Annotated in this window: 17 protein-coding genes; 13 read left to right on the top strand and 4 right to left on the bottom strand. The window is 63.2% G+C overall.

What is annotated here, in order from left to right; all coding sequences use genetic code 11:
- Positions 1 to 9: 9 nt before the first annotated feature.
- A complete protein-coding gene (locus tag DJ563_RS05040) occupies positions 10 to 882 on the bottom strand; it encodes a MurR/RpiR family transcriptional regulator (RefSeq protein WP_274099346.1) in 873 nt (290 codons plus the stop codon).
- Positions 883 to 1,024: 142 nt separating this feature from the next.
- Between DJ563_RS05040 and DJ563_RS05045 the strand changes: the two genes are divergently transcribed.
- The 11 genes from DJ563_RS05045 (at position 1,025) to DJ563_RS05095 (ending at position 18,418) form a co-directional block, all read left to right on the top strand.
- Positions 1,025 to 2,050: an Ldh family oxidoreductase gene (locus tag DJ563_RS05045; RefSeq protein WP_033697397.1), complete on the top strand. Its 1,026-nt coding sequence runs from the start codon at positions 1,025 to 1,027 to the stop codon at positions 2,048 to 2,050.
- 138 nt (positions 2,051 to 2,188) lie between these two features.
- The gene (locus DJ563_RS05050) at positions 2,189 to 3,382 is read left to right on the top strand and encodes an aromatic amino acid transaminase (protein WP_434518940.1); all 1,194 of its coding nucleotides are present in this window, start codon (positions 2,189 to 2,191) and stop codon (positions 3,380 to 3,382) included.
- A gap of 237 nt (positions 3,383 to 3,619) precedes the next feature.
- Positions 3,620 to 4,360 carry an RHS repeat-associated core domain-containing protein gene (locus DJ563_RS05055; protein WP_434518941.1) on the top strand — a complete coding sequence of 247 codons (741 nt, stop codon included), beginning with the start codon at positions 3,620 to 3,622 and terminating at the stop codon, positions 4,358 to 4,360.
- 162 nt (positions 4,361 to 4,522) lie between these two features.
- Complete coding sequence (locus tag DJ563_RS05060; RefSeq protein ID WP_434519754.1) at positions 4,523 to 4,687, top strand: hypothetical protein; 165 nt, start codon at positions 4,523 to 4,525, stop codon at positions 4,685 to 4,687.
- Positions 4,688 to 4,883: 196 nt separating this feature from the next.
- Positions 4,884 to 6,164, top strand: a complete 1,281-nt coding sequence (locus DJ563_RS05065) for a serine/threonine transporter (RefSeq protein WP_047583738.1) — start codon at positions 4,884 to 4,886, stop codon at positions 6,162 to 6,164.
- Positions 6,165 to 6,333: 169 nt separating this feature from the next.
- Positions 6,334 to 6,834: a thiol peroxidase gene (gene tpx, locus DJ563_RS05070; protein ID WP_033697401.1), complete on the top strand. Its 501-nt coding sequence runs from the start codon at positions 6,334 to 6,336 to the stop codon at positions 6,832 to 6,834.
- Between the two features lie 230 nt (positions 6,835 to 7,064).
- The gene (locus tag DJ563_RS05075; protein ID WP_434518942.1) at positions 7,065 to 8,336 is read left to right on the top strand and encodes an MdtA/MuxA family multidrug efflux RND transporter periplasmic adaptor subunit; all 1,272 of its coding nucleotides are present in this window, start codon (positions 7,065 to 7,067) and stop codon (positions 8,334 to 8,336) included.
- Entirely contained in the window at positions 8,333 to 11,428 is a 3,096-nt protein-coding gene (locus tag DJ563_RS05080) for an MdtB/MuxB family multidrug efflux RND transporter permease subunit (protein WP_434518943.1), read from the top strand. The genes DJ563_RS05075 and DJ563_RS05080 overlap by 4 nt, the downstream gene beginning before the upstream one ends.
- Positions 11,429 to 11,537: 109 nt before the next feature.
- On the top strand, positions 11,538 to 14,645 hold the full coding sequence (locus tag DJ563_RS05085) for an efflux RND transporter permease subunit (RefSeq protein ID WP_434518944.1): 3,108 nt from the start codon (positions 11,538 to 11,540) through the stop codon (positions 14,643 to 14,645).
- A complete protein-coding gene (locus tag DJ563_RS05090; protein ID WP_274099342.1) occupies positions 14,642 to 16,123 on the top strand; it encodes an efflux transporter outer membrane subunit in 1,482 nt (493 codons plus the stop codon). The genes DJ563_RS05085 and DJ563_RS05090 overlap by 4 nt, the downstream gene beginning before the upstream one ends.
- 207 nt (positions 16,124 to 16,330) lie before the next feature.
- Complete coding sequence (locus DJ563_RS05095) at positions 16,331 to 18,418, top strand: putative bifunctional diguanylate cyclase/phosphodiesterase (RefSeq protein ID WP_434518945.1); 2,088 nt, start codon at positions 16,331 to 16,333, stop codon at positions 18,416 to 18,418.
- Here the strand turns inward: DJ563_RS05095 and DJ563_RS05100 are convergent.
- Together DJ563_RS05100 and DJ563_RS05105 are read right to left on the bottom strand one after the other, a co-directional pair.
- A complete protein-coding gene (locus DJ563_RS05100) occupies positions 18,415 to 18,675 on the bottom strand; it encodes a DUF1652 domain-containing protein (RefSeq protein WP_027593589.1) in 261 nt (86 codons plus the stop codon). The two genes, DJ563_RS05095 and DJ563_RS05100, sit on opposite strands and share 4 nt — an antisense overlap.
- Positions 18,676 to 18,960: 285 nt before the next feature.
- Positions 18,961 to 19,608 carry a DUF1345 domain-containing protein gene (locus tag DJ563_RS05105; RefSeq protein ID WP_033697408.1) on the bottom strand — a complete coding sequence of 216 codons (648 nt, stop codon included), beginning with the start codon at positions 19,606 to 19,608 and terminating at the stop codon, positions 18,961 to 18,963.
- A gap of 113 nt (positions 19,609 to 19,721) precedes the next feature.
- On the opposite strand from DJ563_RS05105, the gene pgm reads away from it, so the two are divergent.
- Positions 19,722 to 21,359, top strand: coding sequence for a phosphoglucomutase (alpha-D-glucose-1,6-bisphosphate-dependent) (gene pgm / locus DJ563_RS05110; protein ID WP_434518946.1), 1,638 nt, complete (start codon positions 19,722 to 19,724; stop codon positions 21,357 to 21,359).
- Positions 21,360 to 21,398: 39 nt separating this feature from the next.
- On the opposite strand, the gene DJ563_RS05115 is transcribed toward pgm, so the two are convergent.
- Positions 21,399 to 22,352 (bottom strand): LysR family transcriptional regulator, encoded by a 954-nt coding sequence (locus DJ563_RS05115; RefSeq protein WP_274099655.1) that lies wholly within the window; start codon positions 22,350 to 22,352, stop codon positions 21,399 to 21,401.
- A 147-nt stretch (positions 22,353 to 22,499) separates the two neighbouring features.
- On the opposite strand from DJ563_RS05115, the gene DJ563_RS05120 reads away from it, so the two are divergent.
- Positions 22,500 to 23,327: an amidohydrolase family protein gene (locus tag DJ563_RS05120; RefSeq protein ID WP_434518947.1), complete on the top strand. Its 828-nt coding sequence runs from the start codon at positions 22,500 to 22,502 to the stop codon at positions 23,325 to 23,327.
- The last annotated feature ends 28 nt before the right edge of the window (positions 23,328 to 23,355 follow it).

Raw genomic sequence — 23,355 nt, forward strand, 5'->3', positions numbered from 1 at the left:
GCACTCTTGCTATTGTTGTTTTGCCGACGGCCACGAGGTGTAGCCGACGAATTCGTTATGTAGAGCGGCAGTCGCTTCCAAGCGTTTTTCAACATCCGGCCCGAGCTTCTTGCAGACCTCGTTGACCATCAGGTGCACCCACGACAGCATGGTCGCGGTGGATTCCCAGAACAGATTGAACTCGGTGGGGATGCGGAACACCTCGTCGGCGTTGGCATCGGCCCAGTCACAAAAGGTGTCGGTCACCAGGGTGACCGCAATGCCGGCTGCGCGCGCCTTCTGGCACAGCTGCAGGGCATGGCGTGAATAGCGGCGGGCCTCGAACACCACCAGTGCGCTGTCTTCGGCGCGGCCCAGCAGCACGTCGCCGAAATGCCCGGCGCTGAGATCGACCAGTTGCACGCCATCGCGCAGGTACTGCAGCAGGTGGCTCATGCACATGGCGACGCCGCGCTCGGTCTGAAAGCCCGCGACGAATACCCGCGGTTTGCTCGCCAGGCGTTGCGCGGCACGGTGCCAGGGCTCGCTCTGGCGGTACTCGTGGACACGGACCAGTGCGGCGATTTCCAGCTCCAGGCTGCCGGCGGTGTCGCTGGCATCGTGGTTCTGGCGGTAGTCTTGCAGGCGGTCACCCACCAGCCAGGGGCCATCGCCCAGGTCGTTCTGCAGGTCTTGCTTGAGCGCCTTGAGGTGGGCATAACCTAACGAGCGGCAGAAACGGCCGACACTGGATTCGCTGACGCCGAGCTTGGCAGCAATGCTGGCCGAGGTCTGGAACGGCAGTTCGTGCAGGTTGGCGAGCATGTAGCTGGCGATCGTGCGGCCTGAGGCGGCAGCCCCTTGCAGGCTGTTTTCCAGGCGTTGCTTGATCGGTTGGCTCATGCTGCATCTCCGGGGTGAGGCTTGCGATAGAAAATGAATGTTTTCTGTCATCAAGTCAACATTTGACAGATAGCTGTCACATGCAGGAAAGTTTTTGTCGTTGCAACGCTGTAGCCATTCCAATTCCAACAAGGAGCTTCAGATGTCCGCACCTTCCACCGGCACTGTCGTACGCGTGCCTTTTACCGAGCTGCAGACCCTCTTGCAGGCGATTTTTCAGCGTCATGGCTGCAGCGAAACAGTGGCCCAGGTGCTTGCCCACAACTGCGCCAGCGCCCAGCGCGATGGCGCCCACAGCCACGGGGTGTTCCGTATTCCGGGCTATGTTTCAACCCTGGCCAGCGGCTGGGTCAATGGGCGTGCCACGCCGAAGGTGACTGACGTGGCCTCCGGTTATGTGCGTGTCGATGCCGCCGGCGGCTTCGCCCAGCCGGCACTGGCAGCGGCCCGTGCGCTGTTGCTGGAAAAGGCCCGCAGCGCCGGTATCGCCGTGCTGGCCATTCACAACTCGCACCATTTCGCCGCGCTGTGGCCGGACGTCGAGCCGTTCGCCGACGAGGGCCTGGTGGCGCTCAGCGTGGTCAACAGCATGACCTGCGTGGTGCCGCATGGTGCCCGCAAGCCGCTGTTCGGCACCAACCCCATCGCCTTTGCCGCGCCCTGCGCCGAACACGACCCGATCGTCTTCGACATGGCCACCAGCGCCATGGCCCACGGTGACGTGCAGATCGCCGCCAGGGCTGGCCAACAGTTGCCCGAGGGCATGGGCGTGGACGCCAATGGCCAGCCGACCACCGACCCCAAGGCCATTCTCGAAGGTGGCGCCTTGTTGCCGTTTGGCGAGCACAAGGGCTCGGCGCTGTCGATGATGGTCGAGTTGTTGGCCGCAGCGCTGACCGGCGGGCACTTTTCCTGGGAGTTCGACTGGTCCGGGCACCCAGGGGCGAAAACGCCATGGACCGGGCAGCTGATCATCGTCATCGACCCGAGCAAGGCCGAAGGCGAGCGTTTTGCCCAGCGCAGCCGCGAACTGGTGGAGCAAATGCAGGCGGTGGGGTTGACGCGGATGCCGGGCGAGCGCCGCTACCGCGAGCGTGAAGTGGCCGAGGAGGAGGGCGTGGCGCTGACCGAGCAGGAGCTGCATGGCCTCAAGGCGCTGCTGGGCTGAGCCAGGCTGTCGGCGCAGATCGGCGGCTGTGCAATCTTGCATAGACAACCTGCACAATAGGTGATGTTACTCAGCAGCGACTCCGGGTATCCTCAGGGCAGCCTTTCCGAACTGTCCTGATCCAAGGAGCTGCACGCTGTGTTCAAACATGTCGATGCCTATGCCGGCGACCCGATCCTCTCGCTGATGGAAACCTTCAAGGCCGATCCCCGTGCCGACAAGGTCAACCTGAGTATCGGCCTGTACTACGATGAAGCCGGCGTGGTGCCGCAGTTGGCGGCGGTGGATGCGGTCGAGAAACGCATCGCCGGCCAGGCTCACGAAGCCTCGCTCTACCTGCCGATGGAAGGCCTGGCCAGCTACCGCCAGGCCATTCAGGCCCTGCTGTTCGGTGCCGATCACCCAGCGGTGACCGGCGGCCGTGTGGCCACCGTGCAGACCGTGGGCGGTTCTGGCGCACTGAAAGTCGGTGCCGACTTCCTCAAGCGTTATTTCCCGCAGTCCGAAGTCTGGGTCAGCAACCCGACCTGGGATAACCACCGCGCCATCTTCGAAGGCGCCGGTTTCAAGGTGAATACCTACCCGTACTTCGACCAGACCAGCCGTGGCGTCGACTTCGCTGGCATGCTGCAAGCGCTGCAGACCCTGCCGGCCAACAGCGTCGTGCTGCTGCACCCGTGCTGCCACAACCCGACCGGTGCCGACCTGGACCAGAACCAGTGGCAGCAAGTGGTGGAAGTGGTCAAGGCGCGTCAGCTGATCCCGTTCCTCGACATCGCCTACCAGGGCTTCGGTGAGGGGCTGGTCGAAGATGCCTTCGCCATCCGCGAAATGGCCCGTGCCGGCGTGCCGTGCCTGGTCAGCAACTCGTTCTCGAAAATCTTCTCGCTGTACGGCGAGCGAGTAGGGGGCCTATCGGTGGTCTGCGACGACGACGCCACTGCCCAGAGCGTACTCGGCCAGTTGAAGGCTACCGTGCGCCGCAACTACTCCAGCCCACCCAACTTCGGTGCTCAGCTGGTTGCCGGCGTGCTCGGCGATGCCGTGCTCAATGCCCAGTGGGCGGCGGAGGTCGAAGTGATGCGCAAGCGTATCCTCGACATGCGTCAGGCACTGGTCGATGCCCTGGGCACGCTGCTGCCGGGGCAGGACTTCCAGTTCTTCCTGCGCCAGCGCGGCATGTTCAGCTACACCGGTTTCAGCGTCGAGCAGGTGCGCCGCCTGCGTGACGAGTTCGGCGTGTACCTGATCGACAGTGGCCGGGTGTGCATGTCTGGCCTGCGACCGGCCAACCTGCAACGGGTGGCCGAGGCGTTCGCCGCCGTTCAGTAAAAACCGAAGCAGAAGCCGCCTTCAAAATTGAGTGAAGCGCGGCTTCATCGGTGATAGTCCCGTCCCACGACTCATCCGTCACGTACTCCAGTGACTGGAGTCGTCGGGCTTACCTTGCAGTACCTGGTTTTCCACTGGCTGAACTTACTCATCCGAGTCCTCCAACCTGGTAAAACTACTAGTTGCGCACGCCGACCTCGTACGGGTATTAATATTTCTGTGCATGGGAGGGTGGGCATGAAAACAGACCCAGCTTGGCGCTCTTATACGAGTTATGGTTACTGCGTAAATGTTAGTTCTGCGTTGCTGGGTTTTTGTGGATATCCGCTAGACCTGCCCACGCTCTGTTATCTGCTTGGCAAGGGCTATCGACTTTATAATCCAGGATTAATGCGTTTTGTGTCCGTTGATAATGCGAGTCCCTTCGAGGAAGGCGGCATAAATCCCTACTGCTACTGCGGCGGCGACCCAGTAAATCGTTTTGACTCATCGGGGCGTGGCTGGTTAGATGTTCTGACTTTCAAGCGAGTGAAACTGCAGGCCAGTCATGAAGTGTTTGACACTAGAATGCTTAGGCGTTTTGGTAGTGAGGTCAAAGTTGCCAAGCTATCCACTGCATATAAAGTCAAGTTTAATGATGCCCCTTCCCCTGATCTGGATGCGACTTTATTCGGAGAGATCTCGCTGTTTGTGAAGTATCGCTCCAATCGCAATGCCAAACGCGCTTACTTGCTGATGGTAGACGGAAGCCAACCCATACCTGAGGCGAGAGGGATGTTTAGTTATGATTATGATACAGCAATAACCTTCCGGGATAGACTTAATTACACGTACTCGCCGACAAGAGCTCCAGCGGAAAATGCCCACGCTTATAGGCAGGCCCATGACATGCACATTGCGAAGTTTAATGAAGCGGCCAGGGAGATTCGAAGGCTCAGGGATTTAAAAAGTATTGAGCTTTCACTCGAGCGGCGTTGATGGATGTATGACTTGGAAACCGGTGATGTGCGTTTCTCGGGCAGGGCCTCCCTAGTTGCATCCTTTGCCGGTAATCGCATTTTATTTCCGGTTGGGTATGGCGATAGCACTATGTTCGCCATTCTCAGCCTGTTGCACTCTTGCGAGTGGGCTTAACGAGGAATGAATGAGCAGTCTCCAAACGTTAAACAACGCTATGCAGAAACGCGTCGCCTGCGTGACGAGTTCGGCGTGTACCTGATCGACAGTGGCCGGGTGTGCATGTCTGGCCTGCGGCCGGCCAACCTGCAACGGGTGGCCGAGGCGTTCGCCGCGGTTCAGCAGTAATGTGACAGGGGGGACGCGAAGCGGCCCCCTTGGTTTCACCTTGTTGTCATGACAAGTGCAACCGTCCCTCGGACGGGGCTTCGCAAGTGCAACCTTTCAGTGCACAATCGCGCCCTCTTTTTCGGTTGAGGGGTGCGATACGTCTGTTTCGCCACTCTCAGCCTGTTGCAGTCTTGCGAGTGGAGCTACACCCGGAATGAATGAGCAGGCCCCAAGCGTCGAACGGCGCTATGAAGAATCGACCCCGGCAGCCTTGGGCAGTTGGGCACGTCAAGACACCACCTGGATGCTGGGCCTGTTTGGCACCGCCATCGGTGCAGGCACCTTGTTCCTGCCCATCAACGCCGGCTTGGGCGGCTTCTGGCCGCTGCTGATCCTGGCCGTACTGGCCTTCCCGATGACCTACTTCGCCCACCGCGGGCTGACCCGTTTTGTCCTTTCCGGGCGCACGGGCGGCGATATCACGCAAGTGGTCGAGGAGCATTTCGGCATCAAGGCCGGTGCGCTGATCACCGTGCTGTACTTCTTCGCCATCTTCCCGATCCTGCTTATCTATAGCGTGGCGCTGACCAACACCGTTACCAGCTTCATGGAGCACCAGTTGCACATGACGCCGCCGCCACGGGCGCTGCTGTCGTTCGTGCTGATCCTCGGCCTGCTGGCCATCGTGCGTTGCGGTGAGCAGGCCACGGTCAAGGTCATGAGCCTGCTGGTCTACCCGTTCATCGTTGCCCTGGCGTTGCTGGGCCTGTACCTGGTCCCGCACTGGACCGGGGGCATCCTCGACAGCGCCACGCAACTGCCCTCGGGCTCGGCCTTCCTGCACACCGTGTGGCTGGCGATTCCGGTGATGGTGTTCTCGTTCAACCACTCACCGATCATCTCGGCCTTCGCCGTCGACCAGAAGCGCCGCTACGGCGAGCATGCCGATGAGCGCAGCGGCCAGATCCTCGCCCGCGCCCACCTGCTGATGGTGGCCATGGTGCTGTTCTTCGTCTTCAGCTGCGTGCTGACCCTCAGCAGTGCCCAACTGGCTGAGGCCAAGGCGCAGAACCTGTCGATCCTGTCGTACCTGGCCAACCACTTCAGCAACCCGACCATCGCCTTTGCCGCACCACTGATCGCCTTCATTGCCATCGCCAAGTCGTTCCTGGGCCACTACATCGGCGCCAGCGAAGGCCTCAAGGGCATCATCGTCAAGGCCGGTGCGCGCCCGGGTGCAAAAACCCTGGACCGCGTGGTCGCTGCGCTGATGCTGGTGGTCTGCTGGATCGTCGCCACCCTCAACCCGAGCATTCTGGGCATGATCGAATCGCTGGGCGGCCCGATTATCGCGGTATTGCTGTTCCTGATGCCGATGTACGCCATTCGCCGCGTACCGTCGATGCGCAAGTACAGCGGCGCGATGTCCAATGTATTCGTCGTGACAATCGGCGTGGTTGCGCTGACTTCGGTGGTTTACGGCTTGCTGAGCTGATTCACCACCGCTGCAAGCAATGCCCAGGTCGCTTGTCGCGATCTGGGCATTTTTTTTTGTCCACAATAATTGTCTGGCAATAGAACAATTTTAACTTCACCCATAGGCACCCGGTCGGCTTCATGCTTAACTCAGTGTCCTTTTCAAACCCCGCATAAGGATTTCGTTCATGGCTCAAGTGACTCTCAAAGGCAACCCGGTTCAGGTCAAGGGCAACCTGCCGCAGGCCGGTGCTCAGGCCCCAGCCTTCTCGCTGGTGGGTGAAGGCCTGGCCGACCAGTCGCTGCAGAACTACGCCGGCAAGCGCAAGGTGCTGAACATCTTCCCAAGCGTCGATACCCCAACCTGCGCCACCTCGGTGCGCAAGTTCAATGCCCAGGCCAATGACGTAGCCAACACCGTGGTGCTGTGCATTTCCGCCGACCTGCCGTTCGCCCAGGCGCGCTTCTGCGGTGCCGAAGGCCTGGAGAACGTGAAAAACCTGTCGACCCTGCGCGGCGCCGAGTTCCTCGAGAACTACGGTGTGGCCATTGCCGACGGCCCGCTGGCCGGCCTGGCTGCGCGTGCGGTAGTGGTACTGGACGAGAACGACAAGGTGCTGCACAGCGAGCTGGTAGCTGAAATCGCTGAAGAGCCTAACTACGAGGCAGCGCTGGCTGTCCTGAAGTAAGGGCTTCTGGCGGGGCCGGTACCGGTAACGGAACTCCAGCCACGCCCACCGCTCCAAGCAACACCCTGTAACGGCCCGGAACGATTTCCGGGCCGTTTTCGTTTAAAGTTCAGCGTTTTGGCAACGTCAGCCAAAGGTAAACCTCTGGTAAAGGGCCTTTGCTAAAACGATGCCAGTGCTTATCGTTCACCCTCCCCACATCGTTATTCCGAACAAGGTTCGTTCAACCCATGCAAGCGTCCAAATCCCGTTCCTCCCGTCGCTGGCTCGTCGGCCTGCTGATCCTGCTGCTGGTGGCCTTGCTGGCCTGGTGGCTGTGGCCCGCAACGCCCGCCCACACAGAGGCCGGCAGCGGGCGCATGGGCAAGGGCGGGCGCCCAGGGTTCGGCGCATCCAGCGACCCGGTGCCGGTACGCGTCGAGCCGGCACGGGTTGGCGATTTCCCGCTTTATTACAAAGCCTTGGGCACGGTCACCGCGACCAATACCGTCAACGTGCGCAGCCGGGTGGGCGGTGAGCTGGTCAAGATCCACTTCAAGGAAGGCCAGCAGGTAAAGGCCGGCGACCTGCTCGCTGAGATCGACCCGCGCAGCTACCGCATCGCCTTGCAGCAGGCCGAAGGCACCCTGGCGCAGAACCAGGCTCAGCTGAAGAACGCCCAGGTAGACGTCGCGCGCTACCGAGGCCTGTATGCCGAAGACAGCATCGCCAAACAGACACTCGACACCGCCGAAGCCCAGGTCGCGCAGTTCCAGGGCCTGGTCAAGACCAACCAGGCGCAGGTCAACGACGCGCGCCTGAACCTCGATTTCACCCAGATCCGTGCGCCGATCAATGGCCGTGTAGGCCTGCGTCAGCTCGACCTGGGTAACCTGGTAGCCGCCAACGACACCACCGCGCTGGTCGTCATCACCCAGACCGAGCCGATCAACGTCGTGTTCACCCTGCCGGAAACCGAGCTGAGCACCGTGCTGGAACGCTATCGCAGCGGCGCCAGCCTGCCGGTCGAGGCCTGGGACCGCAGCGACAGCAAGCTGCAGTCCAGCGGTGTACTGGGCAGTATCGATAACCAGATCGACACCACCACCGGCACCCTCAAGTTCAAGGGCCGGTTCGAGAACAAGGACCTGGCCCTGTTCCCCAACCAGTTCGTCAACGTGCGCCTGCTGGCCGACACCCTCAAGCAGGTGGTAATGGGCCCTGCGGCGGCCATTCAGTTCGGTAACGACGGCACCTTCGCCTATGTGATCAACGCCGAGAACACCGTCAACGTGCGCAAGCTCAAGGTCGGTGCCAGCGATGGTGAAAACAGCGTGATTCTCGAAGGCCTGGCTGCCGGCGACCGCCTTGTGCTGGAAGGCACCGACCGGCTGCGAGAGGGCACCAAGGTGGACGTGGTCGAAGACAGCTCGCAAGTGCCGACCACCCCCGGTCAGCACCTGCAAGGCCAGGACGCCAAGGGCGCCGCCCAGGCTGCTGAAGCAGGCAAGGCGGGCGCATGAACCTCTCGCGCCTGTTCATCCTGCGGCCGGTCGCCACCACGCTGAGCATGCTGGCTATCGTCCTGGCCGGCCTGATTGCCTACACGTTGTTGCCGGTTTCGGCCCTGCCACAGGTCGATTACCCGACCATCCGGGTCATGACCCTGTACCCCGGCGCCAGCCCGCAAGTCATGACCAGTGCGGTCACCGCGCCGCTTGAACGCCAGTTCGGGCAAATGCCGGGCCTGACCCAGATGGCCTCGACCAGCTCCGGCGGTGCCTCGGTGCTGACCCTGCGTTTCAGCCTCGACATGAACATGGATGTCGCCGAGCAACAGGTGCAGGCAGCGATCAATGCGGCCAGCAACTTGCTGCCCAGCGACCTGCCCGCACCGCCGGTGTACAACAAGGTCAACCCGGCCGACACCCCGGTGCTGACCCTGGCCATTTCCTCCAAGACCATGCCGCTGCCCAAGCTCAACGACCTGGTCGATACCCGGGTGGCGCAAAAGCTCGCCCAGATCAGTGGCGTGGGCATGGTCAGTATCGCCGGTGGCCAACGCCAGGCGGTGCGCATCAAGGTCAACGTCGATGCCCTGGCTGCCAACGGCCTCAACCTCGATGACGTGCGTACGCTGATCGGCGCGTCCAACGTCAACCAGCCCAAAGGCAACTTTGACGGCCCGACCCGGGTGTCGATGCTCGACGCCAACGACCAGCTGCGTTCCCCGGCGGAATACGCCAACCTGATCCTGGCCTACAACAACGGTGCGCCGCTGCGCCTGAAGGATGTGGCCGAGATCGTCGACGGTGCCGAAAACGAGCGCCTCGCCGCCTGGGCCAACGAAAACCAGGCCGTGTTGCTGAACATTCAGCGCCAGCCGGGGGCCAACGTCATCGAAGTGGTCGACCGGATCAAGGAACTGCTGCCTTCGATCACCGACAACCTGCCGGCCGGCCTCGACGTGTCGGTGCTCACCGACCGTACCCAGACCATCCGCGCCGCGGTCAAGGACGTGCAGCACGAGTTGCTGATCGCCATCGTCCTGGTGGTCATGGTCACCTTCGTGTTCCTGCGCCGTTTCAGTGCCACCCTGATCCCGTCGATTGCCGTCCCGTTGTCGTTGATCGGCACCTTTGGCGTGATGTACCTGGCCGGTTTTTCGGTGAACAACCTGACCCTCATGGCCCTGACCATCGCCACCGGTTTCGTGGTGGACGATGCCATCGTCATGCTGGAGAACATCTCCCGGCACATCGAGGAAGGCGAAACCCCCATGCAGGCCGCGCTCAAGGGCGCCCGGCAGATCGGCTTCACCCTGATATCGCTGACCTTCTCGCTGATCGCGGTACTGATCCCGCTGTTGTTCATGGCCGATGTGGTCGGCCGGCTGTTCCGCGAGTTCGCGATCACCCTGGCGGTGGCGATCCTGATTTCCCTGGTCGTGTCGCTGACCCTCACGCCGATGATGTGCGCGCGCTTGCTCAAGCGCGAGCCCAAGGAAGAAGAGCAGGGCCGTTTCTACCGCGCCAGTGGCGCCTGGATCGACTGGCTGATCGAGCACTACGGCCGCGGCCTGCAGTGGGTGCTCAGGCATCAGCCGCTGACCCTGCTGGTGGCGGTGGGCAGCCTTGCGCTTACCGTGGTGCTCTACATGGCGGTGCCCAAGGGCTTCTTCCCGGTGCAGGACACCGGCGTGATCCAGGGTATTTCCGAAGCGCCGCAATCGACCTCGTTCGCCGCCATGAGCGAGCGCCAGCAGTCGCTGAGCAAGGTAATCCTGCAGGACCCGGCCGTGCAGAGCCTGTCGTCCTACATTGGCGTGGATGGCGACAACGCCACACTCAACAGCGGGCGCCTGCTGATCAACCTCAAGCCGCACGGTGAACGTGACGTCACCGCCGGCGAGGTCATCAGCCGCCTGCAGCCGCAGCTCGACAAGCTGGTGGGCATCCGCCTGTTCATGCAGCCGGTGCAGGACTTGAGTATCGAGGACCGGGTCAGCCGCACCCAGTACCAGTTCAGCCTGTCCTCGCCTGACGCCGACCTGCTGGCGCAGTGGAGCGGCAAGCTGGTGCAGGCGCTGCAACAGCGCCCGGAGCTTGCCGACGTAGCCAGCGACCTGCAGGACAAGGGCCTGCAGGTGTACCTGGTGATCGACCGCGACATGGCCAGCCGCCTTGGCATCACGGTTGCGCAGATCACCAACGCTTTGTACGACGCCTTCGGCCAGCGGCAGATCTCGACCATCTACACCCAGGCCAGCCAGTACCGCGTGGTGCTGCAGTCGCAAGCCGCCGCCAGCATCGGCCCGCAGGCGTTGGAGTCGATCCACGTCAAGGCCACCGATGGCGGCCAGGTGCGGTTGTCGGCGCTGGCGCGTATCGAGCAGCGCCAGGCGCAGTTGGCGATTTCGCACATCGGCCAGTTCCCGGCGGTGATGATGTCGTTCAACCTGGCCCATGGCGCGTCGCTGGGCGAGGCGGTCAAGGTCATCGAGCAGGTGCAGCAGGAGATCGGCATGCCGATTGGCGTGCAAACCCGCTTCCAGGGCGCGGCAGAAGCCTTCCAGGCCTCGCTGTCGAGCACCTTGCTGCTGATTCTCGCCGCCGTGGTGACCATGTACATCGTGCTGGGTGTGCTCTACGAGAGCTACGTCCACCCGGTGACCATCCTTTCGACCTTGCCCTCGGCGGCGGTCGGCGCGTTGCTGGCATTGCTCATCAGTGGCAACGACCTGGGCATGATCGCCATCATCGGCATCATCCTGCTGATCGGCATCGTCAAGAAGAACGCGATCATGATGATCGACTTCGCCCTTGAAGCCGAACGCCATCAGGGCATGTCCCCGCAGGACGCCATCTACCAGGCCGCGTTGCTGCGCTTCCGGCCGATCCTGATGACCACCCTGGCCGCGCTGTTCGGTGCGGTGCCGCTGATGCTCGCAACCGGCTCCGGTGCCGAACTGCGCCAGCCGCTGGGCCTGGTGATGGTGGGCGGGCTGCTGGTCAGCCAGGTACTGACACTGTTCACCACGCCGGTCATCTACCTTTATTTTGATCGGCTTGCGCGTCGTTTTGGTCGGCCGGACGTTGCGGAGGAGCCGGCATGAGCGGCCTCAAGCATCAAGCCGCAAGCTGCAAGCTGATTGACGTGAGCCGGAGTTCCGAGCCTGCTCGCACGACCACTTGTAGCTTGCAACTTGCAGCTTGGAGCTACAAATGAACCTGTCCGGTCCTTTCATCCGGCGCCCGGTAGCGACCATGCTGCTGAGCCTGGCGATCATGCTGCTGGGCGGGGTCAGCTTCGGCCTGCTGCCGGTTGCGCCGCTGCCGCAGATGGACTTCCCGGTGATCGTGGTGCAGGCCAACCTGTCCGGTGCCAGCCCTGAAGTCATGGCCGCCACCGTGGCCACGCCGCTGGAACGCAAGCTGGGCAGCATCGCCGGCGTTACCACGCTGACCAGCAGCTCCAACCAGGGCTCGACGCGGGTGATCATCGGCTTTGAAATGGGCCGTGACATCGACGGCGCGGCGCGTGAGGTGCAGGCGGCCATCAATGCCACCCGCAACCTGCTGCCCAGCGGCATGCGCAGCATGCCCACGTACAAGAAGATCAACCCGTCGCAGGCACCGATCATGGTGCTGTCGCTGACCTCCGAAGTGCTGCAGAAGGGCCAGCTGTACGATTTGGCAGACACCATCCTGTCGCAGAGCCTGGCCCAGGTGTCCGGGGTAGGGGAGGTGCAGATCGGCGGCAGTTCGCTGCCGGCCGTGCGCATCTCGGTGGAACCGCAGTTGCTCAACCAGTACGGCGTATCGCTGGACGAGGTACGCACCGCCGTGTCCAACGCCAACCAGCGCCGGCCCATGGGCTTCGTCGAGGATGCCGAACGGAGCTGGGAGGTGCGGGCCAACGACCAGCTGGAAACGGCCAAGGACTACGAGCCGGTGGTGATCCGCCAGCAGAACGGCACCATCCTGCGCCTGTCCGACGTGGCGACCATCACCGACAGCGTCGAGAACCGCTACAACAGCGGCTTCTTCAACGACCAGAGCGCGGTACTGCTGGTGGTCAACCGCCAGACCGGGGCCAACATCATCGAAACGGTCGACCAGATCAAGGCGCAGTTGCCAGCGTTGCAGTCGCTACTGCCGGCCAGCGTCCAGCTGAATGTGGCCATGGACCGCTCGCCGGTGATCAAGGCGACCCTCAAGGAGGCCGAGCACACCCTGTTGATCGCGGTAGGGCTGGTGATCCTGGTGGTCTACCTGTTCCTCGGCAGCCTGCGTGCCTCGTTGATCCCGAGCCTGGCGGTACCGGTGTCGCTGGTGGGCACCTTTGCGGTCATGTACCTGTGCGGTTTTTCCCTCAACAACCTGTCGCTGATGGCGCTGATCCTGGCCACCGGCCTGGTGGTGGACGATGCCATCGTGGTGCTGGAGAACATCTCCCGGCACATCGAGGATGGCCAGCCGCCGATGCGTGCGGCCTTCCTGGGCGCCAAGGAAGTGGGCTTCACGCTGTTGTCGATGAACGTGTCGCTGGTGGCGGTATTCGTCTCGATCCTGTTCATGGGCGGCATCGTGCGCAGCCTGTTCCAGGAGTTTTCGATCACGTTGGCGGCGGCGATCATCGTCTCGCTGGTGGTCTCGCTGACCCTGACACCAATGCTCTGCGCGCGCTGGCTCAAGCCGCACCAGGCGCAGCAGACCCGCGTGCAGCGCTGGAGCGACAAGCTGCACCGGCGCATGGTCAATGGCTATGACCGCAGCCTTGGCTGGGCGCTGCGCCACAAGCGCCTGACCCTGCTCAGTCTGTTGGCCACCATCGGCATCAACATTGCCCTGTACGTGGTGGTGCCCAAGACACTGATGCCGCAGCAGGACACCGGCCAGTTGATGGGCTTTATCCGGGGTGACGATGGCCTGTCGTTCAGCGTGATGCAGCCCAAGATGGAAATCTACCGCCGCGCCTTGCTGGCCGACCCTGCGGTGCAGAGTGTGGCGGGCTTCATCGGCGGCAACAGTGGTACCAACAATGCCATGGTGCTGGTGCGCCTGAAACCGATCAACGAGCGCAAGATCGATGCCCAGAAGGTCATCGAGCGCCTGCGCAAAGAGATGCCCAAGGTGCCCGGCGGGCGCCTGTTCCTGATGGCTGACCAGGACCTGCAGCTGGGTGGCGGCGGGCGTGACCAGACCTCGTCGCAGTACCTGTACACCCTGCAGAGCGGCGACCTGGCGGCCCTGCGCGAGTGGTTCCCGAAAGTGGTCGCGGCGGTGCGTGCCTTGCCCGAGTTGACGGCCATTGACGCCCGTGACGGCGCCGGCACCCAGCAGGTCACCCTGGTGGTCGATCGTGACCAGGCCAAGCGCCTGGGCATCGACATGGACATGGTCACCACGGTGCTCAACAACGCCTACAGCCAGCGGCAGATCTCGACCATCTACGACAGCCTCAACCAGTACCAGGTGGTGCTGGAGATCAACCCGAAATACGCCTGGGACCCGAGCACCCTGGAGCAGGTGCAGGTGATCACCAATGATGGCGCCCGGGTGCCGTTGTCGACCATTGCCCACTACGAGAACAGCCTGGCCAATGACCGGGTCAGCCACGAGGGCCAGTTCGCCTCCGAAGACATTGCCTTCGACGTTGCCGAAGGCTACAGCCCTGACCAGGCCATGGCCGCAGTGGAGCGGGCGGTGGCCAAGCTGGGCCTGCCCGAGGAAGTCATCGCCAAGCTCGGCGGCACCGCCGACGCTTTCGCCAAGACCCAGGAAGGCCAGCCCTTCATGATTCTTGGCGCGCTGGTGCTGGTGTACCTGGTGCTGGGCATTCTTTATGAAAGCTACATTCACCCGCTGACCATTCTCTCGACACTGCCCTCGGCCGGCGTCGGTGCCTTGCTGGCGCTGTATGTCACCGGCGGCGAGTTCAGCCTGATCTCGCTGCTGGGCCTGTTCCTGCTGATTGGCGTGGTGAAGAAGAACGCGATCCTGATGATCGACCTGGCGCTGCAACTGGAGCGCCACCAGGGCCTGTCGCCGGAGGAGTCCATCCGCCGCGCTTGCCTGTTGCGCTTGCGGCCGATTCTGATGACCACCCTGGCGGCCATCCTCGGCGCCTTGCCGCTGCTGGTCAGCCGTGCCGAAGGCGCGGAAATGCGCCAGCCGCTGGGTTTGACCATCATCGGTGGCCTGGTCTTCAGCCAGATCCTCACCCTTTATACGACACCGGTGGTCTATCTGTACCTCGACCGCCTGCGTCACCGTTTCAACCATTGGCGCGGCGTGCGCACCGACGCCGCTCTGGAAACCCCGCTATGAACTTTGCCCAGACACCCCTTCACCGTACCCTGCAGTCGTTGACCCTGGGGCGTGGCTCGCGTCTGCTCGGCGCCGGCCTGTGTGTAGCGCTGCTCAGTGCCTGTACCCTGAGCCCGGACTACCACCGCCCTGAGCTGAGCACCCCGGCGCAGTACAAGCAGGCCGAGGGCTGGAGCCAGGCCAAACCGTCGGACGCCATTGCCCGTGGCGCTTGGTGGGAGGTTTATGGCGATGCCGGGCTCAATGCCTTGGTCGAAGAGCTCAACCGCAGCAACCAGACCGTCGCGCAGTCCGAAGCCCAGTACCGCCAGGCCCAGGCGCTGGTGCGCAGCAGCCGCGCCGCGCTGTTCCCGAGCCTGGACCTGAGCGCCAGCAAGAACCGTTCGGCTCAAGGCACCGGCAGCTCCAGCTCCAGCCTGTCGAACAACAGCAGCGGCATTCGCAACACCTACAACACGCAGCTCGGCGTGAGCTGGGAGATCGACCTGTGGGGCAAGCTACGTGAAACCTTGAACGCCAACGAAGCCAGTGCCGAAGCCAGCTTTGCCGACCTTGCCTCGATTCGCCTGAGCCAGCAGTCGGAGCTGGTGCAAAACTACCTGCAGTTGCGTGTGATCGATGAGCAGAAGCGCCTGCTGGAAGCGACCGTGGCCACCTACGAGCGCTCGCTGCGCATGACCGAAAACCAGTATCGCGCCGGTGTGTCCGGCCCCGATGCGGTGGCGCAGGCGCGGACCCAGCTGAAAAGCACCCAGGCAGACCTGATCGACCTGATCTGGCAGCGTGCTCAGTTCGAGAATGCCATTGCCGTGTTGCTGGGCAAGGCCCCGGCGAACTTCGCGCTGGCCGACAGCAAGAACATCCCGGCGCTGCCGGACATCCCCGTGACATTGCCCTCGCAATTGCTTGAGCGCCGCCCGGACATTGCCTCGGCCGAGCGCAACGTGATGGCCGCCAACGCCAATATCGGCGTATCGCGGGCTGCCTACTTCCCCGACCTGAGCCTGAGCCTGAGTGGGGGCTATTCCAGCAGCAGCTTCAGCAACTGGATCGAACTGCCGAACCGCTACTGGTCGGTAGGGCCTTCGCTGGCCATGACCTTGTTCGATGCGGGCAAGCGCAGCGCCGAGGTGGACCGTACCGTGGCGGTGTATGACCAGACTGTGGCGCAGTATCGCCAGACCGTGCTCGATGGCTTCAAGGAGGTGGAAAACTACCTGGTGCAGCTGAAGGTATACGGCGATGAAGCGGTGGTACGCCAGGAGGCCCTGGACGCGGCGCGTGAGTCGCTGCGCCTTACGGAGAACCAGTACCGCGCGGGCTTGATCGGCTACCTGGATGTGGTGAACGTGCAGACCACGGCGCTGAGTAATGAGCGCAGTGTGCTGAACCTACTGCAAGGGCGGCTGGTGGCGAGTGTGCAACTGATCGCCGCGCTGGGCGGCGGTTGGGATGCCGAGCAGGCGTTTGCCGAGTAGGAGCTCGCCCAGCCCTAGGGCTGTGTGAGCACCTGCCTTGCTCGAAATTCAGAAAACAACGATGACCCAGTAGGAGCGGGCCGGGGCAGAGCCTCAGGAGGGGATGTTGGATCCATTCCCATTCGCAAAAACCCCGTGCGTTTCGCCAAAGCTTGAGTACAATTGTCAGCTTTTTCCGGGCCCCCTGGCCTGTCGCTGGAACTCCCAATGCTCACAGGCAGCTACTCCTCTTCGTTGGTGTTGATTTCGCTGTGCGTGGCGATCCTGGCGTCCTATACCGCCCTTGACCTGACCGGCCGCATTGCCACGGCCAAAGGCAGGGCTGTGCACCTGTGGATGGGGGGCGGCGCGCTGGCCATGGGCATCGGCGTGTGGTCGATGCACTTCATCGGCATGCTCGCGTTCAGCCTGCCCGTCGAGCTGGGCTACGACCTTGGGCTGACGGCGTTTTCGCTGTTGATCGCCGTGCTGTCGTCAGGCTTTGCCTTGTGGCTGGTGAGCCAGCCGAGCCTGCCCTGGCTGCAACTGGGCTTTGGTGCGTTGATCATGGGGGCGGGCATCAGTTGCATGCACTACACCGGCATGGCCGCGCTGCGCATGCTGCCGGGCATCGACTATGACCCAACGCTGTTCGGCGCTTCGCTGTTGATCGCCGTTGGCGCCTCGGCGGCGGCGCTGTGGATCGCGTTTCGCTTGCGCAGACACACCCCTTACGTGCGCCAGATCCGGGGCCTGGCGGCCGTGATCATGGGGGTTGCCATAGTGGGCATGCACTACACCGGCATGGCGGCGGCCAATTTCCCTGCGGGCAGCTTCTGTGGTGCGCTGGGCGGCGGGCTGCAAGGCGACGGGCTGGTCTACCTGGTGCTGATCACCACCCTGGCGGTATTGGCGGTGGCGTTGCTGACCTCGGTGCTGGACGCGCGCCTGGAAGCGCGCACCGCGGAACTTGCCCGCTCGCTGACCCTGGCCAACCAGGAGCTGACCCAGCTGGCCCTGCACGACACGCTCACCGACCTGCCCAACCGTACCCTGCTGGCCGACCGCATCGAGCAGGCCATCGGCAAGGTGGCGGAGCAGGGCGGGTGCTTTGCCTTGATGTTCATCGACCTGGATGGTTTCAAACCGGTCAACGATGCCTTTGGCCATCATGTCGGTGACCTGTTGCTCAAGGCTGTGGCCGCACGCCTGCGTGGCCACTTGCACAGCCAGGACACCTTGGCGCGCATTGGCGGCGACGAGTTCGTGCTGCTGGTGGAATTGCAGGAGCCGAACGATGCCATGGACGTGGCGGTCAAGCAGGTCAACCTGGTGTCGCGGCCGTTCCGTGTCGCCGAGCATGATCTGCAGCTCACGGCCAGCCTGGGCATCGTCTTGTACCCAGGCAATGGCCTGGACCAGCACGAGTTGCTGCGCAATGCCGATGCCGCGATGTACCACGCCAAAAGCGCCGGCAAGAATGGCTACAGCTTCTTCGACGTGTCGATGAACAGCAACGCTCGGCAGCAGCTGCAGTTGCTGCAGGACCTGCGCCAGGCGCTGGAGCAGGGCCAGTTCCGCCTGCATTACCAGCCCAAGTTCGATGCCCAGGCCTGCCAGCCGATCGGTGCCGAAGCCCTGCTGCGCTGGGAGCACCCGCAGCAGGGGTTGTTGCTGCCTGATCGGTTCATCGGCCTGGCGGAAAAGACCGGCCTGATAATCCCCATTGGCGAATGGGTGCTCGACGAAGCCTGCCGGCAGATGCGTCAGTGGCTGGACCAAGGGCACCTGGGCTGGCGCATGGCGGTCAACCTTTCGGCCATCCAGTTCTGCCACGCTGGGCTGGTCGAAAGCGTGGCCCGGGCTTTGAGCGAGAATGGCCTGCCGGCCAACTGCCTGACTCTGGAAATCACCGAAACCACCGCCATGCACGACGCCGATGCCAGCCTGACGGTGCTGCAACGCCTGTCCGACATGGGCGTGGACTTGTCCATCGATGACTTTGGCACCGGTTACTCCAGCCTCATGTACCTCAAGCGCCTGCCGGCCAACGAGCTGAAGATCGACCGTGGTTTCGTGCGTGACCTGGAGCAGGACAGCGATGACGCCGCGATTGTCTCTGCAATCGTTGCCCTGGGCCAGGCACTGGGGTTGCGCATCGTTGCCGAAGGGGTAGAGACCGGCAAACAGCAAGACTTCCTCACCCGCCTGGGGTGCGATTCGCTGCAAGGGTATCTGCTGGGCCAGCCGGTGCCGGCAGAGCAGTTCATGGGCAATTTGCAGGCGCTGCGCCAGGAACCCGAGGTGCCGGTTTAGCCTGCGTCGCGCAAAGCGAAGACCGGTACGAAGGCGTCCATTTCGGCCTCGACCGCTTCGATGATGCGCTCGACATCCGCCGCGGCCATGATGGCGGCGCAAGGAATGCCGGCGATGGCCAGCAGGGTTTCCCCGGTGGCGCGGTCGAACAGGCGCGCGATCATGCTGCGCGGTGCATCCATGCTGGCCTCGAAGCCCAGCGGGTGGAAATGCCAGCGCATCACCTGACAGGCGTTTGGGAACGTCATCTTGTTCATGCCAGCCTCCTTGTCCTTACCTGGACGCGGTGAGCGGGTGGCCGCAGGCACGGCCGCAGGGAATGTAACCATAGCACCTGCCACGCCAGTGCCCAGTGGCTGAGTTCGACCAAAGCGATGAGGCTTGACCCACGTCACATTAGCGTCTCGGACAGCGGCTAGCGGCAAAAGGCCCGGCAAACGTTTTCCTTGTGCGGCGGTGCCGAATAACCCGGCAGATTCTGCCAATTTCACGATTCTCAGGCGTGCAGCGTTTTCTGACGAGCGGTGCGAGTTGAACCGGTGCTAGCCCAGCAGGCCCGCCGCAATATTGATGGTGAACCCCAGAATCGCCGTGTTGAACACGAAGCCGACCACGGAGTGCGCCAGCACCACCCGCCGCAGCCCGCGCCCGGCGACGCCGACATCGGACGTTTGCACCGCCACGCTGATGGTGAACGAGAAGTAGTGGAAGTCCCAGTAATCCGGGTTGCGTTCGCCGTCGGCGAAGCGCAGTGGGGGTTCGTGGTTTTGCCCGTTATAGAACAGCCGGGCGTAGTGCAGGCTGAAAATGCAGCCGATCAGCAGCCAGGAGCCGGCCACGGTCAAGCCGGTGTAGAGGTAGTGCAGGGCCAGCGCATTGCCTTGCAAGCCGCGGCTGGAGACCAGTTGCAGGGTGATCGCGGCCAGGCTGGCGATGGCGGCGATGCACACGGTAAACAGAACCAGCCCGGCGTTTTCGTCCTCGATCTGGGCGACCTTGCGGACTTTATCCGGGTTGGCGTTCCAGGTCAGCCACAGCACCAGCAGCAGGTAAAGCCAGACGCCGAGGTTCCAGCCGACGAGGATATGCTGGACGGTGTCACCTGCCGGGACCAGCCAGGCGCCGATGATGCCGACCAGGGCGGCGAACGTGAGGCGGGGGTGAGTGCGGGTCAGGCGGTGGACAGCCATGGGGCCTCGTTGCCGGGGAGTGATGGCAAATACTCTAGACCATCGCGCGGCATTGCAACTCTCAGTACACTGCAAGCTCCAACACCAACATCCGTTGAACTCGAGGTTTCTGCATGACGCTCAGTCCTTTGGCAGGCAAGCTGGCTCCGGCCAGCGTGCTGGTCGATATTCCCCGACTGCTCACCGCTTACTACACCGGCCGCCCCGACGCGGCGGTGGCGGCCCAGCGGGTGGCCTTCGGCACCTCGGGGCACCGAGGTACTTCCTTCGAGTTGAGTTTCAACGAGTACCACGTGCTGGCCATCACCCAGGCCATCTGCCTGTACCGCCAGGAGAAGGGCATCGACGGCCCGCTGTTCATCGGCGCCGACACCCACGCGCTGTCGGCACCGGCCTCGGCCAGTGCGCTGGAAGTGCTGGCGGCCAACGGCGTGCAGGTGATGTTGTCCAAAGACGACGAGTACACGCCGACCCCGGCGGTGTCCCACGCCATCCTTTGCTACAACCGTGGCCGTGAACAAGGCCTTGCCGACGGCATCGTCATCACGCCGTCGCACAACCCGCCGCAAAGCGGGGGCTTCAAGTACAACCCGCCCAATGGCGGCCCGGCCGACAGCGACGTGACCAAGTGGGTCGAGGCCAAGGCCAACGAACTGCTGGCGGCGAACCTGGCGGGCGTCAAGCGCATGGACCATGCCCAGGCCTTGCAAGCTGCCACCACCCATCGCCACGACTACGTGAGCCACTACGTGGCAGACCTGGGCAATGTCATCGACTTCGATGTGATTCGCAGCGCCAACCTGCGCCTGGGCGTTGACCCGTTGGGTGGGGCCGGGGTGCATTACTGGGCGGCGATTGCCGAGCATTACAAAATCAACCTGGAAGTGGTCAACACCGAGGTCGACCCGACCTTCCGCTTCATGACCGTCGACTGGGACGGCCAGATCCGCATGGACCCATCCTCGCCCCACGCCATGCAGGGCCTGATTGGCCTGCGCGAGCGCTTCGACGTGGCGTTTGCCTGCGACCCGGACCACGACCGCCATGGCATCGTCACCCCGGATGGCCTGTTGCAGCCGAACAACTACCTGGCCGTGGCCATCGACTACCTGTTCCGTCACCGCCCGCAATGGCGCAGCGACGCGGCAGTGGGCAAGACCGTTGTGTCCAGCGGCCTGATCGACCGCGTCACCGAACGCCTGGGCCGTGAACTGTATGAGGTGCCGGTGGGCTTCAAGTTCTTTGCCCAGGGCCTGTTCGATGGCTCGTTGGGTTTTGGTGGCGAGGAAAGCGCGGGGGCGTCGTTCCTGCGCCGCGATGGCTCGGTCTGGGCCACTGACAAAGACGGGTTGATTCCGGCCTTGCTGGCTGCAGAGATGACCGCACGTACCGGGCGCAATCCGAGCCAGGCCTATGCGGACCTGACGGCGGCACTGGGCAAGCCGTTTGCTACGCGTGTCGAGGCCAAGGCCGATGTACGGCAGAAGGCGTTGCTGAGCAAGCTGGCACCCGAACAGGTCAAGTCGACCGAACTGGCCGGTGAGCCGATCGTGCAGATCCTCAGCCATGCGCCAGGCAACGGCCAGGCGATTGGCGGGTTGAAGGTGATGACCGCCAACGGCTGGTTTGCCGCGCGGCCGTCGGGCACCGAGGACATCTACAAGATCTACGCCGAGAGCTTCATCGACGAGGCGCACCTGCAGCGCCTGGTGCAGGAAGCGCAGGTGTTGGTGGACGCCGCCATCGCCTGATTCCCTGCAGAGGCGGCCTTGCCGGGCCGCTTCTCTGCCTCAGGCGGCAGGCAGCTCGAACCCCGCAACCCCACGGCCAAGCTTCAACGCCTGCGCATGCAGCACCTGCATCAGGTGCAGCGCCGAGTGCGAAGGCGGTTCGAAGCGCGAATAGACAAAGCTGATGTCGAAGTGGATTTCTTCGGCCAGTGGCACCACCGCCAAGCCGCTGTCCTGCGCCACGAACTCGTCGATCAGGGTAAGCCCCATGCCTTGCTTGACCAGGGCCACGGCTTCGTTGGCATTGGTGAACGACAACAATGATTGCAGCTGCAGGCCGCGCTGGTGGATGTGTTCGGCCAGCAGTTTGCCAAACGGCATGTCGGGCCTGAACAGCAGCAAGTCATGGCCTTGCAGTTGCTCCAGGGTCAGGGATGCCTGCCGCGCCAGGGCGTGCTCCGGCGGCATCACCACCACCATGCGGCCACGCATGAACGCCCGTGAATGCAGGTGATCGTGGATCACCGGCAAGGCGGCAATCGACAGGTCGACCTTCTTCGACAGGATCTGGTTCGGCATTTCACCCATCAGCGAGGTTTGCCACTCGATGTTCAGCGAGGGCGACTCGCGCTTGAGCTGGGCCAGCGCAATCGGTATTACCACGGTCGACAGCGATGCGCTGCACGAGATGCGCAGGTTGCGATGGCCGCCACTGGCCAGTGACAACGCACATTCATTGACCTCCAGCGCCGCCTGATACACCCGCTCGACTTCGCGAAAGAGAATCTGCGCCTCGTGGGTTGGCACCAGGCGGTTGTTGATGCGCTCGAACAACCGGTACGCCAGGCGCCCCTCGATGTACTGGATCAACTTGCTCACCGCTGGCTGCGACACATAAAGCATTTTCGCCGCCGCGCTGATCGACCCGGTCAGCATCACCGCACGAAACACTTCCATGTGCCGCAGTTTGAACACCAGCGCGCGGGCTTCCGGGCCTTCGTTGTCGAGGGGCATGGGCATTACCTTTGGTTATGGTCTTCGCCATCTGGGTATGAGCGCATCCGCTGGGCACGCAGTATCTTGAACCCAGCCGAGCCGCCTTTGCGGCGCACAATAACAAGATCTGCAGGCAAGCGCAGCGGCGCTTGACGGGAGTGCTGCGTGAACATCTTTGATGAACCCAAGATCGATTGCCATAACCATCTGTTTGACCCCGCCCGCTTTGCCTATCACCCCGACGCGCCCTATGCACCGTCCGGGCAGGAGGTCGCCACCCTCGAGCAGTTCAACCGGGTGATGGAGGCCTACGGTGTGCAGCATGCCTTGCTGGTAGGCCCCAACAGCGGCTACCACACCGACAACCGTTGCCTGTTGCACGCCCTGGCCATAGGGCAGGGGCGTTTCAAGGGCGTGGCGGTGGTCGACCCTGGCATCACCCTCGATGCGCTGGCCGCGCTGCAGACCCAAGGGGTGGTCGGGGTGGCTTTCAACCCGGCGCTGTACGGGGTGGCGAGCCTCGACGCGGTCGACGGGTTGTTCGGCAAGCTCGCCGAGCTCGACCTGTTTGCCCAGGTCCAGGTCTGCGAAGACCAGTTGCTGGCGTTGCGCGGGCTGCTGCGGCGTACCTCGGCACGCCTGTTGATCGACCACTGCGGCCGACCAGACGTACGCGCCGGCGTCCAGCAGCCGGGCTTCCAGGCCTTGCTGCAGTTGGCTGGCAGCGGCCGGGCCAGCGTCAAGCTGTCCGGCATGCAGAAGTTCGCCGCGGCCGATGCGCTGCTGGCGCAGAGCAGTGCCTACGTCCATGCCCTGATCGAGGCCTTTGGCCCGGATGCTTGTGTGTGGGGCTCGGACTGGCCGTTCATTCGCCAGCGCGCGCGGGTGGACTACGGGCCATTGCTGAAACTGGCCGAGCGCCTGATGCCGGATGCGCAACTGCGCCGCCAGGTCATGTGGGACACGCCGCGACGTCTGTTCGGGTTCGCCTGACGCAGCGCCCTTTGCCATTCCAATAACA

The organism is Pseudomonas sp. NFX1, assembly GCF_051123555.1.
Classification (GTDB): Bacteria; Pseudomonadota; Gammaproteobacteria; order Pseudomonadales; family Pseudomonadaceae; genus Aquipseudomonas; species Aquipseudomonas capeferrum.